General features: G+C 56.7%; 8 protein-coding genes. 4 read left to right on the forward strand and 4 right to left on the reverse strand.

The genetic code is table 11. The annotated features are described in order from the left end of the window. Positions 1-940 precede the first annotated feature (940 nt). The 4 genes from IE093_RS19690 to IE093_RS19705 are packed head-to-tail and all read left to right on the forward strand — an operon-like array spanning position 941 to position 7,095. Complete coding sequence (locus IE093_RS19690; RefSeq protein ID WP_229803787.1) at positions 941-2,092, forward strand: cysteine desulfurase family protein; 1,152 nt, start codon at positions 941-943, stop codon at positions 2,090-2,092. Continuing rightward, complete coding sequence (locus IE093_RS19695) at positions 2,089-2,991, forward strand: DUF4007 family protein (RefSeq protein WP_189472233.1); 903 nt, start codon at positions 2,089-2,091, stop codon at positions 2,989-2,991. Before IE093_RS19690 ends, IE093_RS19695 begins: the two co-directional genes overlap by 4 nt. Positions 2,992-2,993: 2 nt before the next feature. After that, positions 2,994-6,293: a hypothetical protein gene (locus IE093_RS19700; protein ID WP_189472234.1), complete on the forward strand. Its 3,300-nt coding sequence runs from the start codon at positions 2,994-2,996 to the stop codon at positions 6,291-6,293. Then, positions 6,280-7,095: a phosphoadenosine phosphosulfate reductase family protein gene (locus tag IE093_RS19705; RefSeq protein WP_189472236.1), complete on the forward strand. Its 816-nt coding sequence runs from the start codon at positions 6,280-6,282 to the stop codon at positions 7,093-7,095. Before IE093_RS19700 ends, IE093_RS19705 begins: the two co-directional genes overlap by 14 nt. Before the next feature lie 223 nt (positions 7,096-7,318). On the opposite strand, the gene IE093_RS19710 is transcribed toward IE093_RS19705, so the two are convergent. From IE093_RS19710 to IE093_RS19725, 4 genes are all read right to left on the reverse strand, one after another. Then, complete coding sequence (locus tag IE093_RS19710) at positions 7,319-12,805, reverse strand: FtsK/SpoIIIE domain-containing protein (protein WP_189472238.1); 5,487 nt, start codon at positions 12,803-12,805, stop codon at positions 7,319-7,321. Between the two features lie 55 nt (positions 12,806-12,860). Beyond that, positions 12,861-14,417, reverse strand: coding sequence for a hypothetical protein (locus IE093_RS19715; RefSeq protein WP_189472240.1), 1,557 nt, complete (start codon positions 14,415-14,417; stop codon positions 12,861-12,863). Then, positions 14,417-16,210, reverse strand: a complete 1,794-nt coding sequence (locus IE093_RS19720) for a hypothetical protein (protein ID WP_189472242.1) — start codon at positions 16,208-16,210, stop codon at positions 14,417-14,419. Before IE093_RS19720 ends, IE093_RS19715 begins: the two co-directional genes overlap by 1 nt. Positions 16,211-16,733: 523 nt before the next feature. Further along, positions 16,734-19,325 (reverse strand): DNA phosphorothioation-associated putative methyltransferase, encoded by a 2,592-nt coding sequence (locus IE093_RS19725; protein WP_229803777.1) that lies wholly within the window; start codon positions 19,323-19,325, stop codon positions 16,734-16,736. Between the last annotated feature and the right edge of the window lie 67 nt (positions 19,326-19,392).

Genomic DNA, 19,392 nt, shown 5'->3' on the forward strand with positions numbered 1-19,392 from the left:
TTGCTGGAGTCGATTGGCAACATACCACCCGCTGAGGCGGAAGCTCGCTACTATCAACAAAGTACCGAGTCCGCTCAGGCAGCGTGACTCAAACGAGAAAGTCTCCGAGATAGTCGGGGCGGTTCATTATCTACGGTGCTAATCCCGTTATCTACGAAGCTAACCTCGCTATCTACGGAGCTGAGCTCGTCACCTACAGAGCTGACTCACGGCAAGGTGGGGTTAGGGGATGATTGCCTCATCCAGCCGTTCGACAGTACTTCGGCTTGCTTCAGGACCAGTTCGACAGCTTCCGGCACCTGATCGGGTGGGCATGAGTAGCGCTGCGGGAGTGGCGAGGGCACGTAACCTGCCCAAAGGTCCGGAGGTAGGACTCAAAGGTCCGGAGCTCGACCCCAAAGGTCCGGAGTTCACCTCCAAAGGTCCGGAGCTCAGCCCCAAAGGTCCAGAGCTCGACCTCAAAGGTTCGGAGCTCGATCCCAAAGGTTCGGAGCTAAGGTCCGAACCTTTGGTGTGATTCTCCAGCGCCACTCACTGCTGTTGTCGCTGGAACTATAAGCCCGTAAATCATCGAAGTGGACTGTTCCCTCCCCAGCCGTCCATCAATGCATAGAACAAAGCCTCTGTAACTTTATGCAACACTTCCAGCATCTTAGCGCCTTGGTATCTCCTTGAGGCACGTGCCGCAAGGCCTCAGAGTGCCTCGAAATGTCTTTCAGAAGGCCGATAGCGCATCAAGACACCAACTCATAACACTTTGAATTAGCGAAACATTTCTTCTCTTTTAGGTAGTGAGGACCACTTGTTTTCTCGTACTCTTTCGTATTGCAGGTATACCGGCGCAGCAGCGTACGGCGCAGGCCTTCGTGACGAGTGCGTTAACTTCTGGGTATCAACCAAAACCTTGTCCAGAGGAATGAGAACATATACCTTTGTGGCTATGACAAACCTCGCTCAGCCGATTTACTTAGACCACAACGCGACGACCCCCCCCCTACCGGAGGTGGTCGAAGCCGTGTGCGAGACTCTGCGTACAGCCTACGGCAATCCGTCGAGTGGGCATCGGCAGGGCGAACCCGCGCGTCGTCTCCTTCAACGCGCCCGCGAGACGCTACAAAGCTGTCTCGACACTTCCGATGATCAGTTCGTTTTCACTGGAAGCGGTACGGAGGCGAACAACCTCGCCTTACGCTCCCTAGCCCGTCATGGCAGTTGCATTATCACGAGCACAATCGAGCATTCCTCGATATTGAGCAGTGCAACGCGCCTACAGGCCGAGGGCACAGCTATAGAGATCATCGCGGTCACCGAAGAGGGAGAGGTGGATTTACACGCACTGCGTCAGCAGTTGTCGACGCACCACCACGCGGCTGTCTCCATCCAATGGATCAATAATGAAACCGGCGTTATTCAGCCGATCCGCGAGATTACGGCACTAGCACGCGAGTATGGCGCACTCGTGCATATAGATGCAGCTCAGGCAATAGGTAAAATCGATACCGCCGTAGAGGCGCTCGCTCCTGACTTCCTCAGCCTAACGGCCCATAAATTTAACGGTCCCGCCGGCGTCGGTGTCCTCTACGCGAAGCAGCCGGAGCTCATCGATCCACTTTGTGTCGGCGGTGGCCAACAAAGCGGTTGGCATGCCGGCACCGAGAATACGGCCGGTATCGCCGGGCTACAGTGTGCACTCGAGCTGCGTTACAGCGAACTTCATGAAGCCATTGCTCATATGGCTAAACTTCGAGGCACCTTCGAACAGACAGTGCTCGACCTGTGCCCTTGGGTACGCATTAATGGCCTCAAAGATAGGCGTGTCTGCAACACGTCGAATATGTGCTTTGAAGGTATCGAAGGGCAAGCCTTAGTCGGACGACTCGATGCTCAGGGCATCTACTGCTCGCAAAGCTCTGCCTGTACAACCGGCCGCCCCGAGCCCTCCCACGTACTGCGTGCGATGGGTTTGAGCGAAGCACAGGCATACGCAAGCGTTCGTTTCTCCTTCGGCGTTACCAATACACAGGAAGAAGCGGAACTCGCTGGAACAGTTGTCGCCACTGAAGCTGAATACTTGAAGAGGATTTTCACATGAGATTTGGCGGACACGAGACGTTTCCCGTCCGCGAAGGCTGGCTTCACAAGGGTCTGAAGCTGATCAATAACGACCAGGAAGCCTTCAGTGATCCCTATGTTGCCGACGCCCTAGGGGTTGGTCGAAACATGGCAAAATCGATTCGCCATTGGCTCATCGCTACCGGGCTTGCTGAGACACAACCCAGCCAAAAGGGCAAAAAAGGAAAGATCATGGTGCCCACCGAGCTCGGTAAGCTGATTTGGAAACATGACCCCTATTTTCTACAGATCGGCACCTGGATTGCACTGCATATCAATCTCGTGAACAATCCGGAGGAGGCTCAAAGCTGGCAGTGGTTTTTCTCCCGCTACAGCACGCAACGCTTCGATCGAATCAGCTGTTCAGAAGCCCTCAAGCGCCATGTAGATGCCTCGTCGCAACGTTCACCGGCTCTGCGGACCCTGCAACGCGATGTCGCCTGTTTACTCTCGACCTACGCCGTGCCCGTTCCTAACGAGCACGCTGATCCGGAAGATGCCTCTGACTCGCCCTTCCGGCGCTTGGGGCTCCTGACCTACTTCCGCGACTCACACCTGTATCGGCGTAACGAGATAGACGTCGCCACCATCCCGGCGGAAATGCTCGGCTACGCATTATGCGTCAGCAATGCGCTGAAAGAGGGAGACCTGCCACTGCGGGAAGCATGCTTTGTCGAAGGTGGGCTTGGCCGTTGCCTACAGCTCGGCCTCGATGCCTTTATCGATGTCGTCGAAAAAGCAGAGGCGGAACTTCCAGAGGGCGCCGTGCGGGTGATCGGCTCAGCCGGAGAACGCAACCTACGTGTCGCCGAGCGCACTCATGTCGAGTGGCTCGAAGCTTATTACCATCGAACTCAAGCTCAGGTAGCTGCAGCATAGCCATGCAACAAGAAACCCCTTTTCTGCGCTCGATAAACATCGTATTCGACGCTAGCGAACCTGAGCGCATCGGCCACTACGAGCCGACATCCAAAGCCATTGCTTTCCTCCGGGGCGTCAGTGGCCATAGCGACAGCCGCGCCTTTTTCGTTATCGCTCCGTACGGTTCGGGCAAATCCATCAGCGCCACCTATCTCCTGCAACTCGTAGAAAACCGCAAGCACGCCGTAACGACGCTCGAGGCGGTGGGCCAACGTCTACAACGGGTTGAACCACAGCTCGGAGACTTTGCCCAAAAGCGGCTCGCTCAAGGTGACATCCATGGTGTCGTGATCGCGCTCGAAGGTGCCATACAAGATATTGGTCTTGCCGTACGCGACGCTGCGTACGCCTCGCTGCAACGCTTGGGGATGCAAGAGCTTGCCCAAGTACTTAAGCAGATGGATGTCACAGGTATCACCGGGGCCCTTGCGGTTTTGGATTATCTCAAAGACAAAAGCGCACCCTCGAAGTCCGAGCCATACCAAATCGATCGTATCGTTCTTCTGTGGGATGAGTTTGGGCGCCACGTCGAGCAGCTCATCCGCAGTGGCCACCCACAGCGCTTGGCTGAAATTCAGACGTTGGCCGAGTACGCAGCACGGACCCAAAAATTACCGGTCACGCTTGGCCTTCTCATGCATCAAGGGCTGCTGCAATACGCGACGGGCCTAAGCCAATCCATGCTGAGCGAGTGGCGCAAGATCGAAGGCCGCTTCGAGCCCATCCAGTACGTCGACGACAGCCGTGAGCTGTACCGTCTGATTGGCAAGATCGTCGACACGCACAAACCGCGCGAGCTTTCCCTTCCACACTCCGATGAGCACATTGCCGATCGGGCCCTAGAAGTGGGCTTGCTGACTGATCTTGAAGGCGAACTGCCAGGCTTGCTTGCACGCGCGTACCCTCTTCATCCGGCTGCGCTCCATATCTTGCCACGCCTAGCTGCCCGCGCCGCACAGCATGAGCGCACCCTCTTTGGCTTTGTGCTCTCGGCGGATTTGGAACAGGCCGTCACCCCCGAACACTTGTATGACTACTTTGCGTCCGCAATGCAGGCGGATACGGGGGTCGGTGGTACGTATCGCAAGTGGCTCGAGACCGAAAGCGCACTCTCTAAGGTTGACGACAAATTTGAGATCCGCGTCTTAAAGACCGCGAGCATCCTTGAGCTTGGTCTCTCCGGCGAGCGCAGCCGCGTCAGTCGCGCGTTGTTAGAGTTCGCTCTCGGTGATGACCTTGCAGCCAAGCGTACGATCGATCAACTGCTCGAGCGTAAGCTCCTACTGCATCGTCGCCGCACCGATCAAATCTCTCTCTGGCACGGCACCGATGTCGATCTCCGTAGCCGCCTTGAGGAGGAACTCGCGCGCCTCGAGGGCGACTTCGACATCCTCGCACTGCTCAACAAAGAGTTTCGCCCCGCCGTCTGGCGGCCAGTGCGTTACAACGACGAATACAGCATCCGCCGCTACTTCGAGTGCGAATTCATCGCGGCACAAGATCTGCTAGCCGGCAAAAATGGCTTACCGCAAAAACGTGCGCAGGCCGATGGTCGTGTTCTATATGTAGTGCCACAGAACGAGAAGGATTGCAGTGCAGCCTGCCAAGCAGCGCTAAATAATCATGATTCCTTGACGGTTATCGCGGTACCGCGCGAGATGATTGACATCCGTGCCACAGCGGCGGAGCTGATTTGTTTGACCCGGATGCAGAACGACGAGGCATTGCTCGCCGAGGATCCGCTCATCAGTACCGAGCTGCAGCAGATGCTTGATGAGACTCAGAGTCATCTGCACACCCAACTTTCCCGTCTCACCCAACCAGGGCCCGAGACACTTTGGTTCAGTGGGGGGCAATCGCACGCGATCACGGATCGCGCGGATCTATTAAGCACACTCTCCGCTATCTGCGAGAACCACTTCCGGAAGACCCCGGTCATCAAGAATGAGATGATCGTCCGCCACAAGCCGTCCCCACAACTCGTCAACGCACGGCGCAAAGTGATCATGGGGATTCTAGAGCGCTATGGTGAAGAACGGCTCGGCATCATCGGAGAGTTTGCGGATGCTTCTGTATTCCGGACGGTACTCTCCAATACTGGCTTATACAAAAAAGCAACCGATGGCGAGGACGTCTACGCCTTTGCACAACCGCAGGACCTTCAAGAACAAGCGCTTGAGGAAGTCTGGCAGAAGTTCAAGGATCTTCTAACTATCCCAGACGAGCAGCCTAAAGACCTTGCTGATTTCTTCTCGAAGCTAGCAGAGCCTCCCTATGGTATGCGCGATGGCGTCATGCCGATTCTATTTGCGGCAGCGCTCAAGGCTTTCCCCTCTGCGCTCTCAATCAGCGACGAAAGCGGAAACTATCTGGAAGATCTACTTCCCAGCCACATCGAGAACATTTGCCACCGACCGAGTGCTTTCACTCTGACGGTCATGAAACTTGATTCGTCGACACGCGAATATTTAATCAATCTTGGCGATATCTTCGGTGCTGACATCTTGAATGCAAGCGACTTAGTTCGTGCGGTATATGATGGCATTGAGGCCTGGCGTGCCAAGCTCCCCCCCGGCGCCTTAGACACCTCCGAAATGCCAGCCGATGTCCGGGGCCTGCAGCATGCATTGAACAGTGAGCTAAGTCCTGTGCAATTATTTTTCCATCGCTTCCCCTTGCTCGCCGGGGTTGATAATGAGAACTATGGCGGTGTAGTTCGCTGGGTCGAGTCTGCTGCCAAAACGCTTGCAAGCGTCGTCGATAACTACCGTGACAACATTCTCGCTACGGTTGATGACAACCTTCGACTAATAACGGATGCAGAACCGGGCAGCGCTACAATGGCCCGATTTGAGCGTTGGCGCCAAACACTGCCACCACATGTTCGTGATCAGATTTCGGGGCTCGCAAAGGCGCTACTCACATTACCGCTGAGCCGCTTCTCCAGTGATTACGCATTTGCCGATGCAATCGCAGCCATTGTTGCAGAGAAAAAACCACAGCGTTGGACCGACAGTGATCTCGTCCGCTTCCGGAACAGCTTTGCAGCTTTGGTCAGCCAGATCGAAACCCAAGCACTCGCGCTTAATTTTGATTCTCCCCCCACCCAGGAGGGCCGCGCTGCGATTACCCAGCTCTACACCCATCGCATCCAAACTTTGATGGGCAACCTTTCACAATTAATCGGTCGCTCTGATGCGCAAGCGCAGCTACGTTGCTTGCTGGATCAAATTGAGGAGGCTGAACATGGCAACTCTTGAAGAAGCCTTAGCCAAAGCTAACGATACCAGCGTCAAACACATTGTCAGCCTCTCCGGTGGCAAAGACTCGACAGCACTCGCGCTCTTTATGCGCGAGCACTACCCAGAGCTCCCTGTCGAGTATGTGTTCTGCGACACTGGTGTCGAGCTACCGGAAACAGATGAGTATCTTGAGCGGCTTGAAGCAGTACTCGGCACGGAGATTGTCCGTCTGAACGCTCTTGATAAACTCGGTGCAAAGAAAAAAGGGAATCGAACCCCTTTTGACCTTTGGCTCGAAGTGTATGGCGGCTACCTTCCGAGCCCTCGCTCGCGCTGGTGCACCCGAGTGCTTAAGATCCAGCCATTCGAGGACTACGTTGGCGCCAATACTGCATATAGTTACATCGGTATTCGCCACGACGAGAATCGAGAGGGCTACACACAACAGTCGAAGAAGCCACCGGCTCTCTCTGACAAACCTAACATCCTGCCCATCTATCCATTCAAGGAGCACAAGATGGGGCTGACAGACATCCAGCGCCTGCTAGAAGAATCGGGCCTCGGTCTGCCGAAGTACTACAACTGGCGCTCCCGTTCCGGCTGCTACTTTTGCTTTTATCAACAGAAAGGTGAGTGGCAAGCACTCAAGCGCAACCACCCCGACCTCTTCGCGCGCGCCAAGATGTACGAGAACCCCGTCAACGGTGCGCAGTTTACGTGGGTCGAAGGACGCACTCTAGAAGATCTTGAGAAAGATCCGCGGCAGTACGAGGTCAAAGCACCGGATGAGGTAGATGGGTGTGCTATCTGCCATCTTTGACAAAGCAAGACGAGAAAGGGCGCAGCGCAAGGTTCGTTGCGCCCTCTAGTACTAGGCAGGCCTTACCTCATTAACCGATGCGCTCTACTAGCCATGTTCGCTCACTCTCAGTTCAATGCGGACACCCTCCCCATCCAACTACGCTAGTATCCGCCTGGATTCATTAGACCACTACATTTGCCGGCTATCCGTTTGGGTGCATGATAGCAACTCTGTACCACTACTACGGGTACAGTGCGCTCCAGTAAGCTATCGCCGCACTAGCGAGATCCTGAATGTCTTCGGGTTCAGCGAAGGGCACTTGGATTACGAAGAAGTTCTGACCTACTGGTGGACTCTGATTTGCCATGATGCAGGCTAGATGCCCCTTACCGAGGAGCTTTTCCGCTCCACCGATACCGAGGACCATCCTAGATCCCGTGGAGTTTTGCACCTTGAGGCAAAGCCGATTGTTCATGTTGTCCCTAAGTCGCGTCGGTACAGCGTCAGCGTCGGCACGCTGTGTGATTAGGATGAGGTGAATTCCTGCTGCCCGAGCCTTCATTCCAAGGTTGGCGACGGCCGAAAGAACTACGTCCTGATACTCCTTTTCCTGCGCCATCCAAGCGCCCATCTCGTCATGGACGAGAAAGATGCGCGACATTCGATCTTGGGGAGCCACCTTTTGATTGTAATAGGTGATGTTTTGAGCGCCCACCTCTGCAAAGCGCTCATAGCGTTCATCCATCCTTTGCACCAAGTCTTCGAAGGCTTCTTGGGCTTCCTGTATTTCCGTGATTATCGGCCCCTTCATGTGGGGCGTACCATTCAACCATCCGAAATCCACACCCTTCTTCGGATCGACAAGGATCAGCTCAGCTTTGTCGGGATCGTTGAAGGTAATCAGCTGGAGAAGCAGTCCCTGAGTCAGGATCCCCTTACCGCTTCCCGTCTCACCGGCGATGAGCGTATGGGGGCCGTGCTCCTCATAGCCACCGAACTCGCCGGAAATGTTCAGGAACAGAAGACGATCGTCGTCTTCACGCGCTCCAAGGATGAAATTCGTCAACTCGCTCGGCTCCCGGTCGGGCCACGGTGATTGAAGCCACGTCGAGGCGAGCGGCACCTTAGCGCGCTGATCTCGTTTTACGAACAGGGAGATCTTGCCGCGCCCGGGGCGTACATCAACGACTTCGATACCATAGGTGGTAAGAAGCTCACCCGTCCTGCGGTCGATTTTGTCCACAGTCAGCGTCTCATGTCCACGGAAGGTGATCAGCGCACCGTTGGGAGTTAAACGGTAGCGTGGTTCGGCGAAATGTGCCTGCATTCCGAAATGGCTGAGGGCGCGCTGCGTATCCTCGCAGATCTTTTCGGCCCAAGTGATTGATTCAGGGTCGTCAATCGCTCCTTCCTCTCGAGCTGCCATTGCCTGCAGAACGGCATAAACAGGCGTCGGGATGAACCGCGGAGCTTCCTTTCCAGTGATCAAAGTGGGGAGCTCCTGTGTCTCAACTTCCCCACGTTCCTCCGAGGTGCCGGTCTCGGATGGCACCTCCGTTTCGAAATTGACAGGGGCGAAGGAGGTCTCCTTGAAAGGAATGTCGCTACCAAGGGACTCCCCAGGGTCGGTCCCAATCAGCGGCGACGACTCGAACGATGGTTCCGATGAACTCATCTCTGTCTCATTCATACAGGCCTGAGTTGTCTGGGTGGCCGACTCGCCCGCATACCAGCGGGCGTCCCTCAACTCCGCACGATCCGGCACCTCCCCCTCGGCGACGGTTCGCAACGTCTGCAGAATGATTGGCGTGGGCAGAATGTGATGGCGGAGATGAGGGTGATCCATATCGCTCTCTAGCCTCGGAGATGTCCCATGGTCGTCGTGCAAGCAGATCACCGCCTCTCCGCTGAGCCGGAACGTCACATCTCCGGCACCCAATGCTTCCAGAAATGCCGCGCGTCTCAAGGCGTCGGGCAGGCGCTCCGATAGGCCTTCCCGATTGACGAGGAGATCGACGAGCCGGGCACACCAGGCTTGCCGGGAGATTGGATCCTCGTTATCGATGAAGATCCGACGAACCCGATCAACAGTATCGCGCACCTGTCTCCGGGCTTCTTTCGTCTCCGCCATCTCGTTCGCCAAGCCGACGAACTTAGCTTCTCCAACCTGGACCAGGATTTCGAAGCCGGTTCCAGTGTCGAGGATGGTCACACCGATGGCATCTGCGATCTTGCCTGTGCCGGACATGAACCAGCCACGATAGTCGTCCAGCGACACCCAGATCGGCCGCGCCGTTTCCGGAAGGCCCTTGGGCAGACTGGCCTCAAGATGTGCCCGCATCAGGCTCAGGCCAATCATCTCATGGGAAGCATTGGCGAAGCGCGCGGCAGACAGCACCTTTTGCCCGGAAATCCGAACCACATCGTTGAGCACGACGTCACCCAGAAGCGTGGCGGCCTCCATATCGATCCCGCATGCCTCGACGAGATCCTGGCGCACGTTCGTCTTCAGACGTTCATCGATCTTGCCAGCTGAGATGATCACGCGCCCCTCAGACCCAGGCACCGAGATATCCCGGATAATCTGCACGCCGCATTTTTCAAGCAGCGTTCGACTGGACACCTTGTCGTAGGTCACGACCCACTCGGCCAGCTCGTGGGCACGACGGATCAGGTCTACTACATGCGCATTGTCGAATTGAACGTGGTGGATCAGAACGGCATGGCTATCGTTCGGCAGAACAGCTGCCTTGTCCATCTCGTATAGGAGGTCGTGGTACTCCGCCACAGAACGGGGCGGCCGCGGCAGGGTCAGGTAGATTCCGACTCCGGGCGCACCGACTTCCGTGAGTCGCCGCCGAGGCTTCCGCGCTGGCGCAAGGTCGAAGTCTGGGCTCAGGTCTTCGGTCTTTCCCCGTTCGAGCTCCCACTCCGGAACGGCGTGATGGCTGACCGCGTCGTGCAGGAAGACCAGGTCCATATCGCGGATCGTATCTTCCAGTCCCTGCGCTGACCTGTTCGGCCTTACATCAACGCGCAACCGCGACAGAAAACCCTTCGCCGTCTCGCTGATGTTCTCCGCGTCGAGCCGCATGTTCTGACTGCGGTAGATCGATCGCAGTCGCGCCTGGTCGTGATGTGTGATTACGAAATCACAGCGTAGGTCGGGATCACGGTGTATCCGCTGTGCCAGCAATCGCGCGATCTCACGGGGCAACGTGAGACTCTCGGAATCGTAGATCGCCGCAGTCAAATTTGCCGACTCGTGCGGATGCACCTCAAGATACTGGTTAACGCCTTCGATGAACTTTGCCGCCGCCGAGGGCGCCGAGCCTTCTAGCGCTTCCTGGCTCCTTGTGACGCAATCTGCCGGAACGAGAAGGCTGTATCCCGCCACGTCTTCTACCGAGATCATGGTGACATCATCGACCACCGCCGTCTCGGGGAAGACCCATCGCGCCGTCAGTGCCCGTCGTTCTTCGAAGACGATCGTCAGGTCGGTGTTGTGTGCCGTTCGGGACTCGAGAACCGCCTCAACGAACTTGGCGAGGTTCCGGATCTTGGCCTGCCGCTCTGCTAGTCGGAAAGGATGCCATGCCGTAAGGATTGCCATTCGATCGGAGCCATCGGACGGGACGATACCGATTTCAGCGACCAGCGGCCGGAGCTCTTTCTTCGACCGGTCGCTCGTTGCATGCCGTCGACAAGCCGTGCAAAGGGCACCGAACGCGTTTGCCTGTGCCGCCACCGCATCGCCCTCAAAGCCGGTCTTGGGATCCTCCGCGATGGCAAGGATCGTGGACTTGTAGGCGGCATCGAATGTATCCAAAGCGGAAAGCATCTCGACGGACGCAGCATGATCGAGGCTGCGCGTGCTCGCGAGTTCGGAGATCTTGACCCGGAGCTCGCCTATGACGTCATCGCTCGTCTGGACGGTCGTGTCGAATGTTCGGCCATCCTGCGCTTGCGCGACATCGCTAAAGGACTTGACGTCCTGGAGTGTCGTCGATGCGATTCGGGAACCGTCTGCATCCGCACGCGGCGCGAAGACCTGGCGGCGGAACAGGCCCGCGTCGTTCTTCGCAGCGATGGCAAGGGACGAGATGTCGTCCGGAAGTGCAAGAGCAATCGGCTCCTCTTTAGGCTTCTGGCCGGGCTGCCAGGTCGTCTTGACGCGCGGGGCAGCACGTGGCGGCGTCTTGAGAGCGCCGAGGTCACTCACGTCGGATGCTTCGACGAGGTACAATTCGAGGTCGACCTTCCGGGCGTCCGCAGAGGTCGAGTCGCCCTCGGCATCATGCCGGAAGCACGCATCTAGGTCCCAGAGCACCCTCTCACCGAACAGACCGAGGACCGATCTCAATTCGAAGCGAAAGAGTTTCTGCGCCCCGGCATCGAGGCTTTCCCAGAACATCGCCTTGTTGTGCTGGCTCGCCCGGACGAGAACCCGCGGGTCGTCCATTTCGGCGAGTGACTCCGCTCCGGCAATGATCAGGGCCTCGAAGCCATCGGAAAAGGCCGAAAGCAGGTCGTGCCCGATCACCTCTTTTGAAAAGAGGCGCTTCTGCCATGCCTTGTAGAGTTTGATAACCTTGGGATGGTTCAGCCGCTCCTGCCAGCGGGCGAAGAATTCCAGCTCATCGTCCTTGGGTTCTTTCGGGATAGTGTCCTTCAGCTCCTCAAGGAGCCGTCGGTCATCGTCGGTGACGTCGTCAGCGTAATTTCCTTCGATGAAGTCAAGGGTCTCTACGCCAAGGCTCTTGCGCGAGGTCTTACGTCCGCCCATGAAGAGGGAGGCACCAATCCGGTCCCATGGTACGCGCTCACAAAAAGTCCTCTGGCTTTCCCGCCACTCTCCTGGGCGGATGTTGATTTCGTCATCTAGAAGCGCTCTGACGGCCTTGAGCGCACCTTGGATTTCTTCGTCGTCCTGATTGTCGAACTCCGCGAGCGCCGCGCCCACGGCTTGAGTGTCGACGGGTTCCTGCTTCGGGGTCATCAGGCCGGCGAAGACTGATACCTCGGACCGAGCGGTCTGAAACGCCGAGCGGAAATCCTTGGTACGCGCTTTAGGGTTTCCGCCGAGCTTGAAGGCGGGCAGTTTGGTAACCCCGCCACGAGGGATCCGCAGGGCGGGCACCGCGTGCTGGATCCTGAGATGCGGGGGAAGGGCAAAGCCCTGATCCTGGATCGCAATGACGAAGTCGACCCACATCTCGAGATCGATGAAGATCTGCGAGCTTCTAAGGCCTTCGAGCATAGCCCGCATGTAGGTGTCGGCTGACCCAGTCTCGTCAAGGGCCTGAAGCCACGCAGACGTGTGATCGACGATCGCACGATCATCGATGCGCGCGAGGGGCCCGAGACCTGCGCCGATGCCCTCTCGTTCTGCATCTGATGGAGCGAAGAGAATGACCTGGGCTGCCGTACTGTGACGCCAGTGGACGGCGGACTCGTCTGAGGAGCGGGCTGGGGAATGGATCCTTAGATGCGGCGCTGCGAGCGGGTTTACTGCCAATAGCAGAGATCGGCCCTCGATCTGCGCTCCTTTGTTCGGAGCCTGCCGAGCGATGCCCTCGAGAAAGACCGCGGACAACCCTGTAAGCATGAAGGTGACGCGGTCGTTCGAGGTCGCTTCTCGAACCGCTGCGCCCACGATATCCCACACGACCTTCCCGACCAGGTCGCCTTTCCGGTGGCAAATGTCACAGCGGTATCCCTCGGTCACCTCGATGGTTCCAGGCGCGCAGAGTTCACACCGATTCTGGGAGACTGACGTCGAGCTAGTCATGATCGTGCCTATACGGGTTTGTCACAAAAGCGCAGTCGTCGGACAGGCGTCGGGTCAAGGCGAGGCGGGTCATGCGGTTCTCAAGGGCTACGAGATTCGCTTCGAAGCTCTGCACCCCGACAGGTAGGCGACTGAAGGCCTTTCTCGCTTCGTCTGGCCCAATTACGATACCGTAGCGCTCGTAGAGCCGGGCCACGAAGTCGCGCAGTTCAATCGTATGCGAAACGTTCGCCATGACGAGCGCAAAGATCATGGCATCGTCGATGCCGAACCAAGTGCCGATCCGCTGCCTCGAAGTGGCGAGGCCTATGCCCTTCACCAAAGGCAGTAGATACTTGTGCGCATTGTTCTTGGGGCGCGACGTTGCCTGATCATTTAGCGCCTTGAGCTGACGTTTGGGATCGGCCGGCCTGGCATTGCGGCCCTTGTAGAAGAAGAGACGCTCGATGACGTCCTTCGCCGCTGCGCCATCCCCTTGTGATACCGCAGTGTTCCATCCTTCATCCTGGGCTGCCCGCTTGTCGATAAAGGCCTCGACGGCTCTGATTGCCGCTTGGCGGTGACGGTTGAGATGCTCCTTCGAGGAGTCTCGCAGCTGCTTGTCCGCGCCGTCAGTAAGATCCGCGACGATCGGCTCGGCTTCGCCCATGCCGATCACGTCCCGCGCCCGCTCGGCAAGGTAGACGACGAGGTTGAGGCCAGTGATGCGGAAAAGCGGCTCGAACAAATGACCATTTGGAAGGCCGAGGCTCAAGATGCCATGCCAATCCTCGGCGAGCCTGTCGTAGGCCGCGTGGCGACGGAGTGGCAGATAGCCGATATGGGTGCTCGTCGACACATCGGACTGCGGGTCCGAGATAGACTTAGCGACCCGGTTCATCGGATCCTCCGGATCGAGAAATCTCTTCTGAACCATGTCGCCGATCTGCTTCGCGCGCGACGATCTATTTAGCATGAGGTAGACGAGTTCACCGCCGCGTCCGAAGAACCGCCGGTCCACCGACCAACTTCGGTTCGTGCCTTCCCGCATGTCGGCACAGATCATGTCGGGGCCCGTCACGGCGAGGAAGCGGGAGGTCCATCGGCGATTGTGGATGACATCGACTTCCTGTGAACGCAGAAGGCGTACCGCCTGCAGGAGCGATTCAACCTTCCTGTCAAACGCGCTGTCGAGGAAGGCGAAGTCATCGTGTCCTGTGTGCTTCGACTGAAACTGATTGTTCGCCCGCCTCTTCCAAACCTCCCATTTCTCATGATCTGGAATGCTGTCGTCATTCGCGACCTTCTCGAGATGACGATCGGCAAAGAGAAGGAACCGCATCTTCCTGCGATGCGGCAATTCATACGAGAAGGATTCGTGAGTTTTGTCTTCGGATTGTACCGTGCTGAGAGGTTTCGCAGCGCACACCGCGAGCGTTTCAAGCAGGATCATGTAGGGCTCTTGCTCCGGGATGAGCCGGTGGCCGTAAATGACCTCCTGCACGCGCATGTCGGCACCCTCGAGGACTTTGGGCGGAGCGGGAAGGGGGATTGCCTGCTCGTCGTGCATCACCAACTCTCCTCTTCCACAAGCGCTGCGATCGGACGACTCTGGAGTGTGCCGCCCACCATTTCAACCTCTTGCGGAGGGGGGTGATGGGGACGAGAGGCCTCGTGGATCGCAGTCACAGCCTTCAGCTGAAACCTTTCAATGTCCCGACGGCATTCCGAGGAGAAGCTTGCCGGAAGCGCTCCATTCGCGATCCGCAGAATGCATTCAACGAGCGTGGGTCGCAAAGGTAGATCAACCGCAAGATCGCCTCGTTGCATAGGCGTGAACCGAAGGACAGGCGCCTTCCCGTTTCCTTGCATCGGCGGGAAGCTGATGAAGGTAGGCCCTTCGCGTTGACGCCCAGCATGCGCGACCAGAAGGGGAATCTCACGACCGAGATATACCCCGGAAGGCTCGGTCAGCCAGAGCCGGTCGTCGGTGTTCGTCATCTCGCCCGTCATCATGCGATTCAGACCGCGGATGATGTCGCGAGCGATGTCCCTCGGGACAGCCCCCTGTTCAGCGCCATCGGCGAGCCTAATGTAGGTCGCGCCGCACTTGAAGACCGAGAGATTCCAAGGGTTCCGACGAGGATCTTCTCTCACCATCTTGGAATCGGGGTCGATGGAGAAGAATAAGCGCCGTCTCTGATCGAGCATCTCCCGACGAAAATCCTGAGCATTCGCGCTCGGATCGATGCGATACCGTTCGCGATGCGAGGCGAAGATACGAGCACCATAGATGGGATCGCCCGGAAGCTCATCGGTATCCCAAAGCAGGCTGTGATCGAAGAAGTTGTTGGTCTCGAGACCGATGCCAAACTCCTCCAGAATTGCGAAGGCACCATACTGTCGCCGCTGGCGTTCGCGAAGGTTCTGGCCGAACGCGTTTGCATAGGGGTTAGTGGCACAATAGTCATCATCGGCCGCACGGTTCTTCGCCTTCTGGCATGTCAGGAGTTCCTTGCCTGGTTTCTGATCTCCGAGAAGGATGTTCACCGTGAGGAGGATGAGCTGTCGGATAGAAAGATGTTGTCCATCTGCGGCTGCCATGCGAATCATGTCCTTGAGACGTGCTCGCATGGATGCGGGATCTTTCTGGCGCAAGATCTCTAGGTTGGCGCGGATCGGACACGGCTGCTCGGCCGAGTCGAGAGCATGGCAACCGGTACATTCAGCCCAGCCGGGATGATCCACGATCCCGTCCAGGATCCGCTCGAACAGGTCACGGTGGGACTGGCGTGACATGTTGATGAGCCGGAAATGGCCATTTGGATCATGCTCCTCGTCATTCTGCAACATGTCCGCGATGCGGTCGTGCAGTTTGACTCCTTCCACCTCACGGTCCCGGAAGAACTTCAGAAGATGACCGTCATTCACGCAGATCACGAAGGTATCGGAGCCTTTTGCAAGAAGAGATGCTTTCACCTCGGGAAAAAGTGTGTCCTTATCCCCCTCCTTGAGCTCACTGAGATCCTTGATGAAGCGAATCCTGCGCTCGGGGCAGGAAGGAACCGAGAGATCGAAGATCTTGTCGGTGGTCTGCCAGATGGCATCGGGTCCGGCAATAGCCTCCACGACCTTGCGCGCGGTGTAGGTCTTCCCGTCTCCCGCAGTTCCGGTAAGGATCACGGATCGCGGAGATTGCGACTTGAACATAGATGCAAGCTCGTTCACGAGCGGCTGCTCGATTTCGAGCGGTGCACAGCCGGTGTCCATTGCAGCCTCTACGACGAACTCGTCGTAGAGGTTATTCGACGATGCCTGTGGTCCATACGAAGCGAGGAATTCGACAAGGGGGTTCGTAGTCATCTCGACCTCACAAATGGCAGATAGCGGAGCCTTCTTCCAGCTCTCCTGTCTGGGTCTTGTGGTACTCTTCGAACTGCTCTAAGGGCCGAGTTTATCTTCAGGTAAACTGTTGGCTTTACGCATAACCATCTCACAATCCTAATATAATAGTCAAGTATAATTGGCCATCGTGGAACATTGGTAAAGTTGCGATAATTTTTACTAACCAATGATGTCGGCATGTTCAAATGCGCTTCCAGCCTTAGTTCATAGTCCTTTGGGCACCGCCACGGCAATGAGATCTGGCGCTGTACCGTTACCGAGGACAGTTATGAATCATGAAAATAGCTGTCTCCACGTTCGACACCCAATCATGGCAGGTCGACCAGGGTAGATCTTCGTAGGGGATGGTTCAGGCTTCTAGATGAAACAAGGTTCGAGCTAATCGTTAAATGGAGTCATTATCGTTAGCCGCAGCCGACCGAAGAAGAATCTGAGACTCTTGACCAGGGCAATACATCCGCCTTGAAAGAAAAACAAATACTTAGCTTATAACGAATGCAAGACGACGCAATTCCTCTTGAGCACACCAAAGTACCTTCGGTACTCTTCTTCCGTTTTTGGTTGTCTTCACTTGCACGACCTGACCGATGGATTCAGGACCAAAGCTAACATGCAAAGGGAAGTTACGGCCATAAAAATACAGACGGTCGAACCGGCAATTTTCTGTAATCCACAGTGCCACCTCGGCCATATTCTCATATTCGATAAGGAAATCCACTGCTGCCCCTAACCGCTTGCAGATCCTATTCCCCCGGCTATTGTACTCATACCCCGCATGCTGATCACGCGAAGGATCGATTCGTCCTGGCACTTTGCGAGCGAGTTCCGCGCTACAAAATCCATAAGTGAGTTTAATTCCCCCGAAGTAGTCCATGACTGGATCGATCACCTCATGGGCAAGCTGAGCAAGCGCATTGTAGGTTTCCGGTTCTTTTGGGATGTTTGGGATACCGTGTTCAGCCTGCGTTTCACCACACTCGATGAAATCACGGAAGCGATGATACTTACCACAGGGCTCGTCAAGCTCCGGTATATCGGTAGCGCTCACGAGCTCAAAGCCCTGTACCTCAATTCGTATACTACGCAGTACTGCATCAAACTTCTCGCGCCGTGGCCCATAGCCCGAGAAATCGAATAGTTCGAGCTCGGAGAGCTTACGCTCAAACTCCTGTTGCTCCTCGTAGTTCGGAAACTCCTCACTGACATAGCAGGATTTATTATACAAATACGGTGACGGGTATTCGTCACCGTACTCAAACAGATCGATGCTCTGGTTACGGAAGTTGAGCTTCACCCGCTCCACCATGAGCGGGAGAGCTCTGCCTTCGAAGTCATCGTAGGTCATCAGCGACAGCTTACCGGTCTCGGCGTGGATCTTGATCAGATCCGCCGCCCGGGGGTCGCCATAAAGTTGTGTTGCGCAGCCAATATAAACCCGTAAACGCTCAGAGAGGCGCTCCACATCCTCCGTGTGCACCGTAAGCGAACGCTGTTCATCGTCGAGGCAACCGATGCCAGCTTCGGCGGCTGCACGGCAGTCGGTTTGTATGTTCTCCGGATTGCCAATGGAGTACAACAAGGCTTCGGCGCTCGCGCGCGCGGCACGTAGTGACCCAAAGAAGGCCTTGATATCCCGCTGTATGCGCAGTGAGTATTTGCTAAAGCGTTGACGCGGTCGAAACAGCTGTAGCGCTAGGTAAACACGTAAGTCGCTAGCGCGTGCTTGCGCCGCTTCGGCGATCAGTGCATCTCCATGGTAACGCTCGAGAAAGGAGAGCGCGCGGCGCAGCGTGCCGAAGTGCTCGAGCAAATCATCGAGGTTGCCGACCTCATCCTGATGAGGTGCCCGGCCAAGACTGAGGTAGCGTTCCCAGAGAGGATCGAGCGCACTCTGATGCTCCCGATAGGCCGCTTCTGCTCGCTCTTCACGGCTGATCACCGGCATTCGCTGGCGCAGATGATGCAAATGAACACGGTTAACTACCCGGCGTTCAAGAAAGGCCTGAGCGTCTTGTTCCTTACGGAACACGAAAAATACACCGGGTGCTACCGGAACCGGTTCAACATCGAGGACATGCTCGATAAACGTTTTGCACTCTTCTTGGGTGAAGTACTTCTGAAAGGTGCCCCGGCTGGTCAGTACACCATCACCAAACACGGCATGTTCTGCAGCCGTCGCTCCTTGTAACATCACACCAACCACAAGCAGCTCCTGCGCATACGCAAATGCATCCCTGAGCACGCGCACCCGTTCCGTCGGTTGTTCGATCACGTTGATGACGAAGCCAAGATTGACGATCAGGGCCTCGATCTTCTCGGCATCTGGCCGAAAGTGTGGGTCCCAGCCACTAGCAGGAACGCCGTTCATCTCGAGCAGCCGAAGGTCGTCACCTCGCCCACACCCGTAATCGAATATCGGACGGCGACCGTCCAGGTAGCCATGGCGCGCCAACGCCTGCATCGGCCGCGAGAAAGCGTAGCGACGCAGCGCCGTGCGATGACGTTGGACATCTGCGAACTTATGCGCTGCTTCAGCATCGACAACCTTTAGCGTATGCCCTTCAATGCGATAGCCACCGCTCGTCAGGCGCTCCTGCCACTGTCGACGATAGCCTACGGCGTGACTGTTCTGCAGAAGCCCGGCATGCTCGAGTGCTGCCGTCAGCTGGGAGTATTCAGAATATCGTGGGTGTTCAGGTTTGAGCAGCAGCTCCTTGCGATGTAGTACAGGACGATTGGCAACCTCAGGATAGTCCAGCACCCGCACGGTTTCGGCCGCTAAATCAATACGGTAGCTACGAGCCAACTCGGGGAATGCGTTGTCAAAAAACTGCACGTAATTAAGCAGTGACAGACTTTCGTCTTCAAGACTGAGCTTGGCTACATTCCAGTCAGCCTCTCCGACGAGCCTCTCCGCGAGCGCAAGCACAACTCTTGCATCCTCATCGAGCGCGTCGCAAGCACTGCGATGGACGTAGAGATAACCACCGACGCGCTTGCCCACATGGCTGACTGGGCGAACTGTGTCGCCCGTTACCTCTAGTGTTGCTGCTTCTTCCAAGCCCATTGCCATTCACTGAGTCGCTCACTAGTGCGATGCCTCAATCCTGTCGTTCCCCAAGCATAAGCCAATCCGCCCC

The organism is Litchfieldella qijiaojingensis (genome assembly GCF_014651875.1).
Lineage (GTDB): Bacteria > Pseudomonadota > Gammaproteobacteria > Pseudomonadales > Halomonadaceae > Litchfieldella > Litchfieldella qijiaojingensis.

What these genes read in the sequence shown, in the direction of transcription:
- IE093_RS19690 (WP_229803787.1), top strand. Translation starts at nt 941, where the DNA reads ATGACAAACCTCGCTCAGCCGATTTACTTAGACCACAACGCGACGACC.
- IE093_RS19695 (WP_189472233.1), top strand. Translation starts at nt 2,089, where the DNA reads ATGAGATTTGGCGGACACGAGACGTTTCCCGTCCGCGAAGGCTGGCTT.
- IE093_RS19700 (WP_189472234.1), top strand. Translation starts at nt 2,994, where the DNA reads ATGCAACAAGAAACCCCTTTTCTGCGCTCGATAAACATCGTATTCGAC.
- IE093_RS19705 (WP_189472236.1), top strand. Translation starts at nt 6,280, where the DNA reads ATGGCAACTCTTGAAGAAGCCTTAGCCAAAGCTAACGATACCAGCGTC.
- IE093_RS19715 (WP_189472240.1), bottom strand. Translation starts at nt 14,417, where the DNA reads ATGCACGACGAGCAGGCAATCCCCCTTCCCGCTCCGCCCAAAGTCCTC.
- IE093_RS19720 (WP_189472242.1), bottom strand. Translation starts at nt 16,210, where the DNA reads ATGACTACGAACCCCCTTGTCGAATTCCTCGCTTCGTATGGACCACAG.
- IE093_RS19725 (WP_229803777.1), bottom strand. Translation starts at nt 19,325, where the DNA reads ATGGCAATGGGCTTGGAAGAAGCAGCAACACTAGAGGTAACGGGCGAC.